This window comes from Streptococcus lutetiensis, from assembly GCF_900475675.1.
GTDB classification, from domain to species: Bacteria; Bacillota; Bacilli; order Lactobacillales; family Streptococcaceae; genus Streptococcus; species Streptococcus lutetiensis.
In genome coordinates this window covers 1,487,504-1,504,606 of the sequence record NZ_LS483403.1, presented here as the reverse complement: position 1 = coordinate 1,504,606, position 17,103 = coordinate 1,487,504, and the positions used below count along the sequence as shown (strand labels likewise).

Genomic DNA, 17,103 nt, shown 5'->3' with positions numbered 1-17,103 from the left:
GACTTCGAAAGAGGTCGTTTTTTGTGTGGAAAAATCTTTTTTGAGTTTACAAGTTGGAATTATTATTTTATAATAATTCCAAAAATATGATTATTGTAAAACAATAATTTAGAGGGAGACTTATGAAAGAGGTTGCTTTAAAAGTTGGAAGAGAAGTTGTTAAAATAATACACTATCTATCGCTTGTAGGTATGATTTTGATGGGATTTGGTATCTTTGCAGTATTTTTTGCTAGGCAAAATTACGGTGGCTTATTTACTTTGGATTATGGTTATCAAAGTATCCAAGTCTCTGTCTAGATTTCGATTGTTGTTTTAATAATGGCTATGATTATTTTTTACCTTCTGTTTAGGATAATGCGAGCTTTGGATAAGTTGTTGATAAATTTTCAAGATGAAGAGTATTTTTGCTCCGAAAACATCAATTTGCTTTCTAAAGTTCTTCTTTACCAGATTTTATTCACAGGTATTCAATTACTTGTTAACATATCACTTAATTTTTCTAAAATAGCTGATGCAAGTAGCTTATTTGATTTATCTTTAAAAGATTATCTTGTGAATATTGTTTTTATCATTATCAATGATATTGCTATTATTATGCTAAAACGTGGTTATAAATTGCAAAAAGACCACGATGAGATTATTTGATATGGAAGAAATAAAAGTACATTTAGATAAGGTGTTAAAATCAAGAAATATTACCTCTAAGGAGCTGGCTGAGAAAATAGGAATCACTGAGGCAAATTTGTCTATTCTGAAGACTGGAAAGGCAAAAGGGGTCAGGTTTAATACCTTGATGAGTATTTGTAGAGAGTTGGATTGTCAGCCGGGAGATATTTTAGAATATAGGAGAGATTATGATGAAAGTAATTGAGGTTTTGGGAGTGACTTTATTATTTGGACTGTTATCGGGTTGTGGCATTATCTCAGAAGCTACTTATGATACCGCTGGTGCCATTAAAAACTGAAAGTAGTCAAGCTTATCAAAGTGAAGAATAACTAAATGTTAAAAATATTTTGGTGGTAAATAAAGACGAGGTTTTACCTTTAGAGAATCACTTTTCTGGGATAGTGTATATCATGTTTACAAAAGAAGATCTGAAAAAAGGTCTGAAGACTGATTTTTTACTGAATGACAAATCATTAACAGATGTTAAAGAAGACAGTCAGGATGATTTCAATATTCGTTACCACAAGAAAACATATTTCTCAGCTAACAAAATTACGATTGAAAATCTTGATCAGATTAAAATGACCTCAACTTGGTCAGATGACGTTGTTTTGAGTTTGCGTTCTAAATAAAAAATAACCTCACTAAACCTTATGCTTAGTGAGGTTATTTTTATTGTTGTGGTGTCATTGCGTTTAGGATATTGTATTTCTTTTGTAGGAAATAACGTCCGACAAGTGACACAGCACCGATGATTAACATGACGATTGGTGGTAATTGTGGGTTAAGAACGGTTGGTAAGAATGCAGTTGCTGTGTATAGGAGAACCCAACCAAGCATTGCTAAACCAAGTACAAGGAAAGTTTTTTTCCAACCTGGTCGTTCGCTCTTAGGTTTACCAGCGAAGCGATAGATGAAGTGGTAAGTTGCGTACATAGCAGCACCCCCACCAAAACCAAGGGCAAGAAGTGAGAAAAGCCCAGAGCTAGTTGTTGCTGAATTGAAGAATCCCATAAGTGCATTAAGAAGAGCAACGATTCCGATGAAAAGAAGTGATGTATCTAACCACATTAACCAAGGGTTATCGTTTTTCTTTTCTTGGTTTGCTTTGGCATCGGAAGCTTTTTCAGTGAAAGAAGCAGCCCAAACTGTTGGTGCACCAAGAAGGGTACGAGCAGTTAAGCCTTTTTTCTGGTTTTCAATGATTGTTGGTAAAACTTCTTCCAAAATTGCTTGGATTTCTTCGTCAGATTTACCATCTTCAATCAATTGATTAGTAGCGATGTGAATAAATTCTTGGTTCTTTTTAGTAAGATTAGTTAAATCCATAAATATTCTCCTATATAAGGTTTTATAAGATAAAGTCAGTTATTAGTTAGAGAAAACAAAACCTTTGCTTTTTCTAACTAGTAAATGCCTAAAATTCATTTTCAATAAAGTCACAACGAGAGAAATTTGATTCGATAATAATCAAATTTCGAGCTAGTAAGAGAGTTAGGGAATCGCTAACAAAATTACGAATTAGTGAGCTGCCTAGGAAGAATCCTGATAGATTCTTCCGTATTTCTGTTAGAGACTGTAGTCGCAACAGAAATTGGCAGGTTAAAACCATTTCTTCCTGAAGAAGTAGAACACCACAGACAAGCTCATGGCAGCAGCGATGAAGACGATGTACCAAAAGGCATGTGGTAGACCGTTTAATGGTAACCAGTTGTTTTGGAAGTTCATCCCGTAGGCAGAGAAGATAACCGTTGGAATATCAAGTGCCATGGTCATCAGAGCCAAGGTTTTCATGATGGTATTCTGGTTGTTGTTGATGATTGAAGCGGTTGTTTCAGTCATGGCATTCAAGACATTTTCATAAATGCCAGCCATCTCAATCGCCTGTTGTGTTTCAATCAAAGTATCTTCAAGCAAATCTTCATCTTCGATGTATTTTTTCAAAGAGCTGGTACTACTTGAAAGTTTTTTAACGATACGTTCATTGAATTTCAATGAGGCTTTCAAGTAGACGATAGATTTTTCAAGCTCCATCATGTCGATTAATTGTTCGTTACGTGTAGCATTTTCCAATTCAGCTTCGATTCGGTCACTTTGACGGTCGATAGAACGAAGGGCTGTTAGGAATAGCTCTGCGTTACGATAAAGCAGTTGGAAAACAAAACGTGTCTTCATGAAGGTATAGAAGTTTTTCACACGACGATTGAAGAAGTTATCAAATAGGGTTAATTCTTGCAAACACGTTGTGATAACGGCGTTGTCAGTTACGATGATACCTAGCGGAATTGTTACATAATAGCTTTTATTATTACGTTCTTCGTAGGTTGGAACGTCGACGATAATCAAAGTGTAATCGTCTTCGACAGAGATACGTGATGTTTCTTCAAGGTCGAGTGGCGCACGAAGGTCTGTGATATCGATATTAAATTGTTCGGCTAAACTCACAGACTCTTCCTGGGAGGGGTTAACCAAATTAATCCAAGCTCCTGGCTCGAATGTATTGATTTCTTTAAACTCTAACGCTGTTGATAGAAACATTTGTTCCATAAAAACAACCCCTCCTTTTGCGATGAGATGCAAGAACTATTAAACTATGATAACTAGTTAGGACCACCAGCGAAAGTGCCGTCTTTAGTTCTTGTTCAATGATTTTTTTAAGTTGTAAAATAATCTCTTTTTAGACAAAATTCTACATACTAGTCTATTATACTACAATTAGCAGTTTTTGGGGACAGAGAAAAGTAGAAAATTTGTTATAATGAAATAAGAAGAAAAAGTACTCGTAAAGAAAGGATGGAAAGCTAAGCGTGGCCTAGTGTCAAGCTTAGCTTATCTCATAGATCATGCAAGATAAATTGATTATTCGTGGGGCTCGTGCCCACAATTTAAAAAATGTCAATGTTGAGATTCCGCGGGATAAATTAGTTGTTGTGACCGGTTTGTCGGGGTCTGGAAAATCAAGTTTGGCATTTGATACGATTTACGCAGAAGGGCAACGTCGTTACGTTGAAAGCTTGTCTGCTTATGCCCGCATGTTTCTTGGAAATATGGAAAAACCTGATGTGGATTCGATTGAAGGACTTAGCCCAGCGATTTCTATTGACCAAAAAACAACTAGTAAAAACCCGCGCTCTACTGTAGGAACAACGACAGAAATCAATGATTATCTGCGCCTTTTGTACGCGCGTGTGGGGACGCCTTACTGTATTAATGGGCACGGTGTTATTACGGCATCATCTGTTGAACAGATTGTTGACCAAGTTTTGGAATTGCCAGAACGTACCCGTATGCAGATTTTGGCGCCTGTAGTTCGTCGTAAAAAAGGACAACACAAAACGATTTTTGACCGCATTCAAAAAGACGGTTATGTACGTGTGCGCGTGGACGGTGAGATTTATGATATTTCAGGGGTGCCTGAACTTTCTAAGAGTAAAATGCACAATATCGAAATCGTTGTTGATCGCTTGATTAATAAAGACGGCATTCGTTCACGTCTCTTTGATTCTGTGGAAGCTGCGCTTCGTTTGGCTGATGGTTATATCATTATCGACACTATGGATGGCAATGAATTGCTTTTCTCAGAACACTATTCTTGCCCAGTCTGTGGCTTTACTGTTCCCGAATTGGAGCCACGTTTGTTTTCATTTAATGCGCCATTTGGTTCATGTCCAACCTGTGATGGTTTAGGAAATAAACTGGAAGTTGACTTGGATTTGGTGATTCCTGATCGTAGTAAGACTCTTCGTGAAGGTGCGCTAGCACCATGGAATCCAATTTCATCAAACTATTATCCTGCTATGCTTGGGCAAGCTATGGAAGCTTTTGGTGTTGATATGGATACACCTTTTGAAGACTTGAGCGAAGAAGAGCAAAATCTTGTGCTTTACGGTTCAGGTGAGCGTGAATTCCACTTCCATTATGTCAATGATTTTGGTGGCGAACGCAACATTGACCTACCATTTGAAGGTGTTGTCAACAATATCAATCGTCGTTACCACGAGACAAACAGCGACTTCACTCGTAATGTCATGCGCGGTTACATGAATGAGTTGCCATGTCCAACATGTCACGGTTATCGTTTGAATAATCAAGCGCTTTGTGTGCGCGTGGGCGGTGAAAATGGCATGAACATTGGACAAGTTTCTGATTTGTCAGTAGCTGACCATTTGGAACTTCTAAATCACCTAGAACTCTCTGAAAATGAAAAAACAATTGCTACACCGATTGTCAAAGAAATCAAAGACCGCTTGACTTTCTTAAATAATGTCGGCTTGAATTATTTGACTTTGTCACGTTCTGCGGGGACTTTGTCAGGTGGTGAAAGCCAACGTATCCGTTTGGCAACGCAAATTGGTTCAAATCTATCAGGTGTCCTTTATATTCTTGATGAACCGTCAATCGGACTTCACCAACGTGATAATGACCGTTTGATTGATAGTTTGAAGAAAATGCGTGATCTTGGTAATACCTTGATTGTCGTTGAACACGATGAAGACACCATGTGTCAAGCTGACTGGTTGATTGATGTTGGACCAGGTGCAGGTGAATTTGGTGGGCAAATCGTTGCCTCTGGGACACCAGGAGAAGTGGCTAAAAACAAAAAATCAATCACTGGACAATATTTGTCTGGTGCTAAAGAAATTCCAGTTCCGCTTGAGCGTCGTAAAGGTAACGGACGTTTCCTACGAGTGCTTGGTGCTTGCGAAAATAACTTGCAAAATATCGATGTGACTTTCCCACTTGGTAAATTTATCGCAGTCACAGGTGTTTCAGGTTCTGGAAAATCAACCTTGGTCAATAGTATTTTGAAAAAAGCTGTCGCTCAAAAATTAAACCGAAATTCTGCCAAACCTGGTAAACACAAAGCACTTGAAGGTGTGGAAAACATCGAACGCTTGATTGACATTGACCAAAGCCCAATCGGTCGTACACCGCGTTCAAATCCTGCAACTTATACAGGTGTTTTTGATGATATTCGTGACCTTTTTGCTAAGACCAATGAAGCTAAAATTCGTGGTTACAAGAAAGGGCGCTTCTCATTTAACGTCAAAGGTGGACGTTGTGAGGCTTGTTCTGGTGATGGTATTATCAAGATTGAAATGCACTTCTTGCCAGATGTTTACGTACCATGTGAAGTTTGCCACGGTACACGTTATAACAGTGAAACGCTTGAAGTTCATTACAAAGATAAAAATATCGCTGAAATCCTTGATATGACAGTCAACGATGCCGTTGAATTCTTTGCACCAATTCCTAAAATCGCACGCAAATTGCAAACTATCAAAGACGTTGGACTTGGTTATGTCACACTTGGACAACCAGCCACAACCCTTTCTGGTGGTGAAGCACAGCGTATGAAATTGGCGAGTGAACTTCACAAACGCTCAACTGGTAAGAGCCTTTATATCCTTGATGAACCAACGACAGGTCTTCACACAGATGACATTGCTCGTCTACTTAAAGTCCTTCAACGTTTCGTGGATGATGGAAATACCGTGCTTGTTATTGAACACAATCTTGATGTGATTAAGACAGCTGACTATATTATCGACCTTGGACCAGAAGGCGGTGTTGGTGGCGGACAAATCGTTGCCACAGGCACACCAGAAGAAGTCGCCAAAGTCAAAGAATCCTTCACAGGACAATATTTGAAAGATAAATTGAAGTAAAAAAGTCCAGGTAAGTTATCTTGCCTGGCTTTTGTGTTATATGGAGCCAATTTATGGGGAACGGCGCAGTTCTGCTGCTGTTGAGATTTATTGGAGGATTTATGTCTTATTCAAAAGAAGTTAATCGGTATGTTTTTCCGTTGATTGCAACAAATATTGCACAGCTTTTGATTAATCAATTGTCACTGCATTTTGCGGTTAATGACTCAAGCGTGGCACTTTCTGGAATATCTGTGATTCAAAATTTCTTGTTTGACTTTGGTGGGATTTTAGGCGCTTTTAGCTTATCCTTTAATATCAAAGGGGCGCAAGCTTTTGCGGAAAATGACAAGAAGCATTTTAAAGATTTGTTTAAGTCCTCTTTATTACTTGATGTGGTGATAGGTGCTAGCTTTTTAGTTCTATGTGTAGTTTTTAGAAAATCTTTTTTACGTTTATTTTATGGATTTTCAGGAGAATTGCTTGGCTTATCAACACTTTATCTCGTTATTATGTCACCGTATATTCTTCTGACCTTGTTAACATTTTTGTTGACAAATGTTTTAAAAGTTGAAAACCAAACCGATTTTTTGGATTGGGCTTGTTAGCTCGCTGCTTGATGTGGTGATGAATTACTATCTGGTTCTAATTTTTGGAGTGAAGGGCGCAGCGATTTCGGCTATAACTTCTTTGTTTTTAGTGGTTTTGGCTTATTTTTATTTAGTTCATGATGTGATTTTTGAGGCTTTGAAATCTCAGTCAACTTGTAAAAAAGAGTTAATTCTTTTTGGGATTCCTTTAACCATTCAGGCAATTTTTGAGAGTGTTCTTTTTATCATGGCATTTGATGCTTTGATGGGAAGATAGGGGTTAGAAATTCTCTCTATCTATGCAGTGATTAGTCAGCTATTTTCAATAGTTCGTTTGCCTGCTTATATGTATGCTGGTACGGTTTCTGTCTTTTTGCCACAGGCTAGTCAAAAGCATGAAAAAAAGTCATTTATGCGCGTGATTTATCGAAATAGTTATCTAATGAGTTTCGGATTTGCTGTGATAGTGACGCTTTGTGCTAATATCTTTGCTGAATTCTTATTAAGCCAAATCAATACAAATATCATTGCACTTACGGCATTTACTATGCTAATCATGGCAGCCACACCACTTTACGAAAGTTTAAAAATGCTTTTACAAAGTAGCCATGCTGAAAAATGGGTGGTTAGTTTAACCGCTCTAGTTAATATCATGAGCACTGATATTTTATTGGTGATTCAAGTTTTAGGTTTTCAAACTTACCAAACACTTTATTTTGTTTACGGCATAAGTCTTGCTATTTTGAGTATTTTATTTATCAAAAAAAGTAACTTCAATAACTTAAAAGAACCTGATGTTTTTTTGCGATAAAATTTGTTTACCAGTTAAATATTTTGTAAAAATACGTGAAAAAAGCGATTATATCAAGGATTTTCTGGTATAATTATCTTAAAAAAGCGAGAGGGAGAGGGACATGCTTGCAAGACTGAAAAGATTTGATGCAAAGTTAGATGAAAAAGGATTAGATGCGTTTTTGGTGACTGGCCAAAATAATGTTTATTATTTGACAGGATTTTGGGGAACATCAGCGACTGTCTTTATTTCCAAAACACGCCGTTTGTTTGTGACAGATGCTCGATATACCTTGATTGCTAAGCAAACGGTTCAAGGATTTGATATCATCGAAAGTAGAGATGCTCTTTCTGAGATTGCTAAGGTGATTGCATCTGATAATTTGGATAAAATCGGTTTTGACAGCCAAGTATCTTTTGCTTATTATCAAATGCTGCAAGGTGTATTTGCAGGGTATGACTTGGCACCTATGACGAACTTCATGGAAAAATTGCGCATGATTAAAGATGCTTCTGAGATTGCAACGATTCGTAAGGCTTGCTCGATTTCCGACCGCGCTTTTGCTGACATGCTTGATTTCATCAAACCAGGTCAGACAACAGAATTGCAAGTGGCAAATTTTCTTGATTTTCGTATGCGTGAATACGGTGCATCTGGGGTATCTTTTGAGACTATTGCAGCATCAGGTTACCGCTCTGCCATGCCTCACGGCGTAGCCAGTGAGAAAGTCATCCAATCTGGTGAAAACTTGACGCTTGATTTTGGATGTTATTACAATCACTACGTCAGCGATATGACGCGTACAATTCACATTGGTGATACGACTGATGAGGAGCGTGAGATTTATGATGTGGTTTTGCGTGCTAATCAATCGGTTATTGATTCGGTTAAGACTGGAATGACTCGCCGTGATTACGATAAGTTGGCGCGTGATGTGATTGAAAAAGCTGGTTATGGTGAGCACTTCACACACGGAATTGGTCATGGCATTGGGCTTGATATTCATGAAATTCCATTCTTTGGCAATTCAGATGAGTTGGTTGAAGTTGGCATGACTATTACGGATGAACCAGGAATTTACCTTGATAACAAATACGGTGTTCGTATTGAAGACGACCTTGTCGTTACTGAAAATGGTTGTGAAGTCTTAACTTTAGCACCCAAAGAATTGATTGTTTTGTAGGAGAGATGTTATGAAACCACTGACTATTAAAGATAAATTACAAGTTATCCTTGTGATGATTTTATCTGCGATGCTCTCTTTTACGGTTGTTATTGATTTAATGCAGGGAAGTAGTAAGAATTATTTCATTTTGGAATTCATTCTAGTTCTTTTCTTGTCAGCCTTAAGTCAATCACGTCAGTTTGGAATTAATGGCATTGTTCATTATGTTGCGCTTGGACTTGTTGGGTTAACATTTTTTATTGAAGCACCAGGTGGCATATACAAAATTGCTTCGTATTTCTGTATGGCAATTGCTGTGCTTGGGCTGATTATAATTTATCTTAAAAATCGTGTAGTAAAGGAAAAAATCAATGACTGATAGACTTTCTTGGGAAGATTATTTTATGGCAAATGCAGAGTTGATTTCAAAACGTTCAACTTGTGATCGTGCCTTTGTTGGCGCTGTTTTGGTCAAAGATAATCGTATCATTGCGACTGGTTACAATGGTGGTGTTTCTGAAACAGATAACTGTAGCGAAGCAGGACACAAAATGGAAGATGGGCATTGTATCCGCACTGTTCATGCCGAGATGAATGCGCTTATCCAGTGTGCTAAAGAAGGCATTTCAACTAAAGGAACAGAGATTTATGTGACACATTTTCCGTGTATTAACTGCACGAAAGCTCTCCTTCAAGCAGGCATTAAGAAAATCACTTATAAAACTGCCTATCGCATGCATCCATTTGCGATTGAATTAATGGAACAAAAAGGTGTCGAATACGTTCAGCATGATATTCCAGAAGTAAGACTTGGTATGGCTGACTAAGAAGAATAAGTTTTAGACAGTGCTAACACTGTCTTATCCCATAGTAAGACCATAAAAGATTTGAGCCCAAGCTTATTTTATGGTAAAATGAAGTGATAAATAATTTATAAGAGGTAATGAATAAATGATTGAAGCAAGTAAGCTTAGAGCAGGTATGACTTTCGTAACAGCTGATGGAAAACTCATCAAAGTTCTCGAAGCAAGCCACCACAAACCAGGTAAAGGTAACACAGTTATGCGTATGAAACTCCGTGACGTACGTTCTGGTTCAACTTTTGATACAACTTACCGTCCAGAAGAAAAATTCGAACAAGCTATCATTGAAACACGTGCTGCACAATACCTTTACAAAATGGATGATACAGCATACTTCATGGATACTGAAAGCTACGAGCAATACGAAATCCCAGTTGCTAACGTAGAACAAGAATTGTTTTACATCCTTGAAAACTCAGAAGTTAAAATCCAATTCTACGGAACTGAAGTTATCGGTGTTACTGTTCCTACAACAGTTGAATTGACAGTTACTGACACTCAACCATCAATCAAAGGTGCTACAGTTACTGGTTCTGGTAAACCTGCAACTCTTGAAACAGGTCTTGTTGTTAACGTGCCAGACTTCATCGAAATTGGTCAAAAATTGGTAATCAATACGCAAGAAGGTACTTACGTATCACGTGCCTAAGCTTGCCATTAGAGCGGGTAGAGAGGGTACCGCTCTCTTTACTTTTAATCCTTAAAATTAATTAGAAAGGAAATGCTTATGACAACTGAAAATATCGGTGATATTGTTATTTCACCACGAGTACTAGAAGTTATCACAGGTATCGCTGCAGCAAAAGTTGATGGTGTTCATTCACTTCATAACAAAGCCATGGCAGACAGCTTCAGCAAAACAGTTTTAGGTAAAGGTGTATATCTTCACACTGAAGAAGACGGAACAGTTAACGCTGATATCTATGTTTATCTTCAATACGGTGTCAACGTTCCTGCTGTTTCAATCGCAATTCAACAAGCTGTTAAAACTGCGGTTTACGATATGGCAGAAGTGACTATTTCATCTGTAAATATCCACGTTGAAGGAATCGTTCCTGAGAAAACGCCAAAACCTGATTTGAAAGCATTGTTTGACGAGGATTTCTTGGATGACTAATAATTTTACAAATTCAAGACGTGACCTCCGTGAGCGTGCGTTCCAAGCACTCTTTAGCCTAGAATTTGGTGGAGAATATTTAGCGGCTGCTGAATTTGCATATACTTATGATAAGACAATCGAAGAAGATGAAGATGTTCAAGTTCCAGTCTTTCTTCTTAATCTTGTTAAGGGTGTTTGCGACATGCAAGCAGAGCTTGACCAACAAATTGAAGGTCACTTAAAAGCAGGCTGGTCACTAGAACGTTTAATGTTGACTGATAAAGCTTTACTTCGTTTAGGTCTTTACGAAGTAAAATATTTCGAAGAAACACCAGGTCGTGTTGCGGTCAATGAAATTATTGAAATCGCTAAGAAATATTCAGACGAAACATCAGCAAAATTCGTCAATGGATTGTTGAGTCAGTTTGTTACTGAATAATAAATGAAAGAGAGATGTTATACACATCTCTCTTTTTGTTGTGTGCATAAGTAAAAAGAGTAATATAAAAGAACAGGCTTACCCTGTTCTTTTTAAATGCTTCCCCCAGGAATCAATGAGATAGGTAAAATGTAGTCTTTGTTTGTTTTTTCACCTTTGATGCGTTTTAGGAGAATATCGACAAGTAGACTTGCAATTTCATCGATTGGTTGACGGATAGTAGTCAACTGTGGGAAGTAACTTTCAATGAATGATGTGCCATCATAACCAATGATTTTCAAATCATCAGGGATGTTCATATCTAGCTGTTTAGCGATTTTCATTGTCAAAATGGCTGTCAAATCATCTGAAACAAATATCCCGTCTGGACGATTGCTTGCGATGATGGATTTGATTTCCATTTCACGGCGAATTGTGGATAAGTTGTTAGGAACTTTGAAAACTTCACCGTGCGGAATTTGAAATGTAAAACCAAGGGCACGTAATTCGGTTGGTGAGTCAGTGTTATCGTGTCCGGTAATCATAATGATATTTTCGCAACCATTTTTTTGAAGTGTGCGAGCAGCTAGTTTTCCACCTTCAAAGTTGTCTGAAGCAACGATAGGGACGTTTGGAGCTAGGTTCCTATCGAAAGCAATAATTGGTGCACTGACGCGCTCGTAATCATCGATGCCAAGGTTGTGACTAGATGAAATGATGCCGTCAACTTGGTTAGCTTCAAGCATTTCAATGTATTCACGTTCTTTGGCTGGGTCATTTTCGCTATTGCAGATAATCGTTTTATAACCATGTTTGAATAACTCGATTTCAAGATATTCAATTAACTCAGAATAAAAGATATTGCTAATATTAGGGAAGATTAAACCGATAAGTTGGGCTGATTTTCCTTGGAGTCCACGGGCGAGGTTGTTTGGTTTATATCCCAAAGTTCTCATGGCCTCTTGGACTTTTTGTTTTGTCTTCTCTGACAAATAACCTTTGTTGTTGATAACGCGTGAAACGGTTGTTGGGCTTACCCCAGCAAGTTCAGCAACGTCAGTTAATTTTGCTACCATATTAGTATTTCAAATCAAAGTATGTACCAGTGACGTCTCCAGATTTAAGTGTAATTCCATTTTGACCAGCTTCTGGGAAGATACGGCTAGTAAATACTTTTTCTCCTTTATTGATAAAGATTTCAATGATCGAATTATCTACAAAAATATTGGCTGTTGTTTCTTTCGTATCGATTGTACATTCACGAGTAATACCAAATTTTGTAGCGTATTGAACACCGGCTTTACTGCGGTCAAGGATAATTTTACAGTCTTTAGTATCTACAGTCAAGCTTAGTCCATTTCCTTTGTCGTCAGCAAAAAGCAGAAGTTCTGATTTTTGATTTGCAGGGAATGTTAACTCTAACTCATAAGTATTGTTGGTTTGTGCTTTGTCAGCGAATGTTTCAGAAGAATCACGAAGAGAAGTGATTGCTTCAACTGGGTATTGATAAAGTTTACCATCTTTAATAGAAAGTTCTTTAACAAGACTAAGAGCACCTTGGTAATCGTATTGGTCAGTTGGATAGTCGATGTCAGGAAGTCCAATCCAGCTAATAGCAAGCGCACGTCCATCAGGGGCGTTGAATGCTTGAGTCGCATAGGCTTCAAAACCATAATCAAGATTTTGAATGTCAGAAGCCCCGACTAGTTTTGCATTTTCTGTGTCAAACGATTGACATACTTTGTAGGTATTTGGGTAAATGTTGCGATAATCAAGTTCAGCTTTATCAAGTCCTTGTGGGCAGTAGATAAGAACTGGTTTATCATCAACAAAAACAAGGTTTGGACACTCAATCATGTACTCTGAACCACTGTTATCAAAGTCAAGGTTTCCAACTTCTTCCCAATTTTCGACGTTTTTGTTAACAGCTTTGTAAAGTTTTACGAAGCCTGATTCGTCAAGGTTTTGAGCACCTACGATTGCGTAGAATTGACCTTTGTAGTTGAAGATTTGTGGGTCACGGAAGTGTTCTGTAACGTCTTTTGGTTGGTGGATAAGAACGTTCTCAATCTTAGTGATGTTGCGGTCTTTGTCCATCCATGCGCTAATTTGAAGCGGGTCACGTACCCAATTTTCATCGCGGACATTTCCTGTATAGAATAGGAAGAGTTTGTCGTCGATTTCGTAGGCTGAACCAGAATAAGCACCGTGGCTATCGTTTTTAGTATCTGGACGAAGTTCTACGTTTGTTTCATGGAAGTGAACTAAGTCTTCAGATTCAGTGTGAACCCATTGTTTAAGTCCATGAGCAGCAGCAAATGGCCAGTTTTGGTAGAACAATGTGTATTTTCCATTAAAGAATGAAAAACCGTTAGGGTCATTTAAAAGTCCTGATTTTGGTTCGATGTGGTAACTAACATGCCAAGGAGATTTTTTGACATTGTTGTTAATTTTTGCTAATTCTTCGGTGCTCCAATCCTCATAAGGACGGTAACGCACTTCTCTTGGTAAATCCATATTTTTCTCCTTTTTAAATACTATCTATAGTAATATAGTAAACGTTTTCGCCCTAAAAATCAATTATTTTCGTCCAAAAAGAAAAAAATATGATGAACGCTTGACATAGAATGTTTTTATGATAAAATGTAAATGTAGTTAAGTGAAACGCTTACAAAATAGTTCACAAATTTTTTTATAAAGGAGTTACTGTAATGGATTATGGTAAGGTAGCATCTGACGTCGTTAAGGCAGTCGGAAAAGACAATCTTATTGCAGCTGCACACTGTGCGACACGTCTTCGTCTCGTACTTAAGGATGATACAAAAGTTGACCAAGCAGCTTTGGATAACAATCCAGATGTAAAAGGTACTTTTAAAATTGATGGTCAATATCAAGTAATCATCGGTGCAGGTGATGTCAACTTTGTTTATGATGAATTAATCAAAGAAACTGGACTTTCAGAAGTTTCTACTGATGACTTGAAACAAATTGCAAGTAGTGGTAAAAAATTCAACCCAATCATGGCGTTGATTAAATTGCTATCAGATATCTTCGTACCAATTATTCCTGCGCTTGTTGCAGGTGGTCTTTTGATGGCATTACGTAACTTCTTGACAGCTGAAGGATTATTCGGCCCTAAATCAATTGAAGAAATGTTCCCAGCTATTGATGGTATTTCTGCCATGATTCAATTGATGTCAGCTGCACCATTCATGTTCTTGCCAATTTTAGTAGGTATCTCAGCTGCTAAACGTTTCGGAGCTAACCAATTCTTGGGTGCTGCTATTGGTATGATCATGACAACACCAGATCTTGGTGGTGCTTCTGAATTCTGGAATATCTTTGGTTACCATGTTGCACAAACAAACTACGCTTACCAAGTTATCCCAGTATTGGTTGCTGTTTGGTTGCTATCTGTATTGGAAAAATTCTTCCACAAAAAACTTCCATCATCAGTTGACTTTACATTCACCCCATTGTTGTCAGTAATGATTACAGGATTCTTGACATTTACAGTCATTGGTCCAGTAATGATGGTCGTTTCTAACGCTATTACTGATATTATTGTTTGGTTGTATAACACAACAGGCTTTATCGGAATGGGTATCTTTGGTGGTGCTTATTCACTAATCGTTATGACTGGTCTTCATCAGTCATTCCCAGCTATTGAAACACAATTGTTGTCAGCATGGACCAAAGGTGTTGGTTATGGTGACTTCATCTTCGTAGTTGCTTCAATGGCTAACGTTGCACAAGGTGCAGCAACATTTGCAATTTGGTTCTTGACTAAAAGCTCTAAAACTAAGAGTCTTACATCTTCAGCAGGTGTATCAGCGCTTCTTGGTATTACAGAACCAGCTTTGTTCGGTGTTAACTTGAAATACCGTTTCCCATTCTTCTGTGCTTTGATTGGTTCAGGAGTTGCAGCAGCAGTTGCAGGTTTGGTTAAAGTAGTTGCTGTTTCACTTGGTTCAGCAAGTTTCCTTGGATTCCTTTCAATCAACGCTTCTTCAATCCCATTCTACGTTGTATGTGAATTAATCAGCTTCGCTGTTGCATTTGCTCTTACATACTTCTACGGAAAAACAAAAGCAGCAGGTGTCTTTGCGGCTGAAGCAGCAGACGCTGCTAAAGCTCAAGTCGAATCAGATGAACACGCTGTTAAAGATGGCAAAGAAGTTGCTAAAGAAGTATCAGCTCTTTCACAAGCAGGTGTTTCTGAAGAAACAGTTGTAAGCCCACTTGCTGGTCAAGTTGTAGAACTTTCATCAGTAAATGACCCAGTTTTCTCATCAGGAGCTATGGGAAAAGGTATCGCTGTAAAGCCTGAAGGCAACACAGTTTACTCACCAGTTGATGGTACTGTTCAACTTGCATTTGAAACTGGTCATGCTTACGGTTTGAAATCTGACAACGGTGCAGAAATCCTTATCCACATCGGTATCGATACTGTATCAATGGCAGGTAAAGGTTTCGAACAAAAAGTTACTACTAACCAAAAAGTTAAAAAAGGTGATGTTCTTGCGACATTTGATAGCTCAGCTATCGCACAAGCAGGTCTTGATGATACAACAATGATTATTGTTACAAATACTGCAAATTACTCTGAAGTAACTCCAGTTGCTCAAGGAAAAGTTTCTGAAGGTGTTGCGTTACTTGAACTTGAATAAATATATATGTATATTTTAAGAGGTACTTTGATACCTCTTTTTAAATGGAGTTAAAACCTTGTAAATAAAGAAATATAAGCGCTTTTATACTTGATATATCTTTTGAAATTTTGTATAATATTGTGTATAAAATAGCATTTAAAAGGGAGATAACATGACTAAATTATACGGTAGTGTAGAAGCAGGTGGAACAAAATTTGTTTGTGCTGTTGGTGACGAAAATTTCCAAGTTGTTGAAAAAGTTCAATTTCCAACAACAACACCTTACGAAACAATTGATAAAACAGTAGCTTTCTTCAAACGTTTTGAAGAAGATTTGGCTGGTATTGCCATTGGTTCTTTTGGTCCGATTGATATCGACCAAAATTCAGAAACTTATGGTTATATTACATCAACTCCAAAACCACATTGGGCTAATGTTGATTTGGTTGGCTTGATTTCAAAACACTTCAAAGTCCCATTTTATTTCACAACTGACGTTAATAGCTCAGCTTACGGTGAAATAATTGTCCGTAAAGGTGTTAAGAGCCTTGTTTACTACACAATCGGTACTGGTATCGGTGCTGGCGCTATTCAAAATGTTCAATTCATCGGTGGTCTTGGTCACACAGAAGCAGGTCACGTCTATGTTGCTCCACATCCACATGATGTTGCTAATAACTTTAGCGGCGTTTGCCCATTCCACAAAGGGTGTCTTGAAGGTATGGCAGCTGGTCCATCACTTGAAGCACGTACAGGTATTCGTGGTGAATTGATTGAACTTAACTCAGACGTGTGGGATGTTCAAGCTTACTACATCGCCCAAGCAGCTATTCAAGCAACACTTCTTTACCGTCCAGAAGTCATCGTATTTGGTGGTGGTGTTATGGCACAAGAACACATGTTAAAACGTGTTCGCGATAAATTTAAAGCTTTGTTAAATGATTATGTACTAGTTCCAGATGTTACTGAATATATCGTAACACCAGGAGTTGCTGAAAATGGTTCTGCAACACTTGGAAACTTTGCCTTAGCTAAGAAAGTTTCAGAACGTTAATTTATTTTGATTAACAAGATGTAAGTGAGATTGAGGAAAAGTCCTGCAGGACTGCTCTTCAATCTTTTTTTACACTGATAATTCCTGTGAAATACAGTGCTTTCTTGTTGTTAAGGTGAAAAAAGAGTATAATCGAAACAGGTGAATGCTCA

The 17,103-nt window shown here is 37.8% G+C and carries 17 protein-coding genes and 1 pseudogene; 14 read left to right on the top strand and 4 right to left on the bottom strand.

The features are described from left to right. Positions 1–122 precede the first annotated feature (122 nt). The 4 genes from DQN23_RS09400 (at position 123) to DQN23_RS07555 (ending at position 1,301) form a co-directional block, all read left to right on the top strand. Positions 123–299, top strand: a complete 177-nt coding sequence (locus DQN23_RS09400; protein WP_231853221.1) for a hypothetical protein — start codon at positions 123–125, stop codon at positions 297–299. 21 nt (positions 300–320) lie between these two features. Beyond that, positions 321–647, top strand: coding sequence for a hypothetical protein (locus DQN23_RS09395; protein ID WP_228380489.1), 327 nt, complete (start codon positions 321–323; stop codon positions 645–647). Position 648: 1 nt separating this feature from the next. After that, positions 649–873 carry a helix-turn-helix domain-containing protein gene (locus DQN23_RS07560; protein WP_043895293.1) on the top strand — a complete coding sequence of 75 codons (225 nt, stop codon included), beginning with the start codon at positions 649–651 and terminating at the stop codon, positions 871–873. A 206-nt stretch (positions 874–1,079) separates the two neighbouring features. Then, on the top strand, positions 1,080–1,301 hold the full coding sequence (locus DQN23_RS07555) for a hypothetical protein (protein WP_111712987.1): 222 nt from the start codon (positions 1,080–1,082) through the stop codon (positions 1,299–1,301). Between the two features lie 40 nt (positions 1,302–1,341). Here the strand turns inward: DQN23_RS07555 and DQN23_RS07550 are convergent, their stop codons facing one another. Beyond that, entirely contained in the window at positions 1,342–1,998 is a 657-nt protein-coding gene (locus DQN23_RS07550) for a DUF1129 domain-containing protein (RefSeq protein ID WP_020917420.1), read from the bottom strand. Between the two features lie 273 nt (positions 1,999–2,271). Then, entirely contained in the window at positions 2,272–3,216 is a 945-nt protein-coding gene (locus DQN23_RS07545; RefSeq protein WP_020917419.1) for a magnesium transporter CorA family protein, read from the bottom strand. A 296-nt stretch (positions 3,217–3,512) separates the two neighbouring features. Here DQN23_RS07545 and uvrA point away from each other — a divergent pair, with 296 nt between their 5' ends. The 8 genes and pseudogenes from uvrA to nusB all read left to right on the top strand — a co-directional run bounded on the left by uvrA (position 3,513) and on the right by nusB (position 11,266). Beyond that, complete coding sequence (uvrA, locus tag DQN23_RS07540) at positions 3,513–6,338, top strand: excinuclease ABC subunit UvrA (RefSeq protein WP_058814219.1); 2,826 nt, start codon at positions 3,513–3,515, stop codon at positions 6,336–6,338. Between the two features lie 101 nt (positions 6,339–6,439). Further along, a pseudogene (locus DQN23_RS09730) lies at positions 6,440–7,718 on the top strand (MATE family efflux transporter). A gap of 103 nt (positions 7,719–7,821) precedes the next feature. Continuing rightward, positions 7,822–8,883, top strand: a complete 1,062-nt coding sequence (locus tag DQN23_RS07525; protein WP_111712986.1) for a M24 family metallopeptidase — start codon at positions 7,822–7,824, stop codon at positions 8,881–8,883. A gap of 10 nt (positions 8,884–8,893) precedes the next feature. Next, a complete protein-coding gene (locus tag DQN23_RS07520) occupies positions 8,894–9,244 on the top strand; it encodes a hypothetical protein (protein WP_061408571.1) in 351 nt (116 codons plus the stop codon). Beyond that, a complete protein-coding gene (locus tag DQN23_RS07515) occupies positions 9,237–9,692 on the top strand; it encodes a deoxycytidylate deaminase (protein ID WP_020917414.1) in 456 nt (151 codons plus the stop codon). Before DQN23_RS07520 ends, DQN23_RS07515 begins: the two co-directional genes overlap by 8 nt. Before the next feature lie 124 nt (positions 9,693–9,816). Then, positions 9,817–10,377 (top strand): elongation factor P, encoded by a 561-nt coding sequence (gene efp / locus DQN23_RS07510; RefSeq protein ID WP_020917413.1) that lies wholly within the window; start codon positions 9,817–9,819, stop codon positions 10,375–10,377. A 78-nt stretch (positions 10,378–10,455) separates the two neighbouring features. Then, the gene (locus DQN23_RS07505; RefSeq protein WP_043895114.1) at positions 10,456–10,845 is read left to right on the top strand and encodes an Asp23/Gls24 family envelope stress response protein; all 390 of its coding nucleotides are present in this window, start codon (positions 10,456–10,458) and stop codon (positions 10,843–10,845) included. After that, complete coding sequence (nusB, locus tag DQN23_RS07500; protein WP_043895112.1) at positions 10,838–11,266, top strand: transcription antitermination factor NusB; 429 nt, start codon at positions 10,838–10,840, stop codon at positions 11,264–11,266. Before DQN23_RS07505 ends, nusB begins: the two co-directional genes overlap by 8 nt. A gap of 92 nt (positions 11,267–11,358) precedes the next feature. On the opposite strand, the gene DQN23_RS07495 is transcribed toward nusB, so the two are convergent. Both DQN23_RS07495 and DQN23_RS07490 read right to left on the bottom strand, forming a co-directional pair. Continuing rightward, complete coding sequence (locus DQN23_RS07495; protein ID WP_020917410.1) at positions 11,359–12,321, bottom strand: LacI family DNA-binding transcriptional regulator; 963 nt, start codon at positions 12,319–12,321, stop codon at positions 11,359–11,361. Between the two features lies 1 nt (position 12,322). After that, positions 12,323–13,762, bottom strand: coding sequence for a sucrose-6-phosphate hydrolase (locus DQN23_RS07490; protein WP_020917409.1), 1,440 nt, complete (start codon positions 13,760–13,762; stop codon positions 12,323–12,325). 194 nt (positions 13,763–13,956) lie between these two features. Between DQN23_RS07490 and DQN23_RS07485 the strand changes: the two genes are divergently transcribed. Next, positions 13,957–15,915 (top strand): sucrose-specific PTS transporter subunit IIBC, encoded by a 1,959-nt coding sequence (locus DQN23_RS07485; protein WP_111699047.1) that lies wholly within the window; start codon positions 13,957–13,959, stop codon positions 15,913–15,915. A 154-nt stretch (positions 15,916–16,069) separates the two neighbouring features. Further along, complete coding sequence (gene scrK, locus DQN23_RS07480; protein ID WP_020917407.1) at positions 16,070–16,951, top strand: fructokinase ScrK; 882 nt, start codon at positions 16,070–16,072, stop codon at positions 16,949–16,951. Positions 16,952–17,103 lie beyond the last annotated feature (152 nt).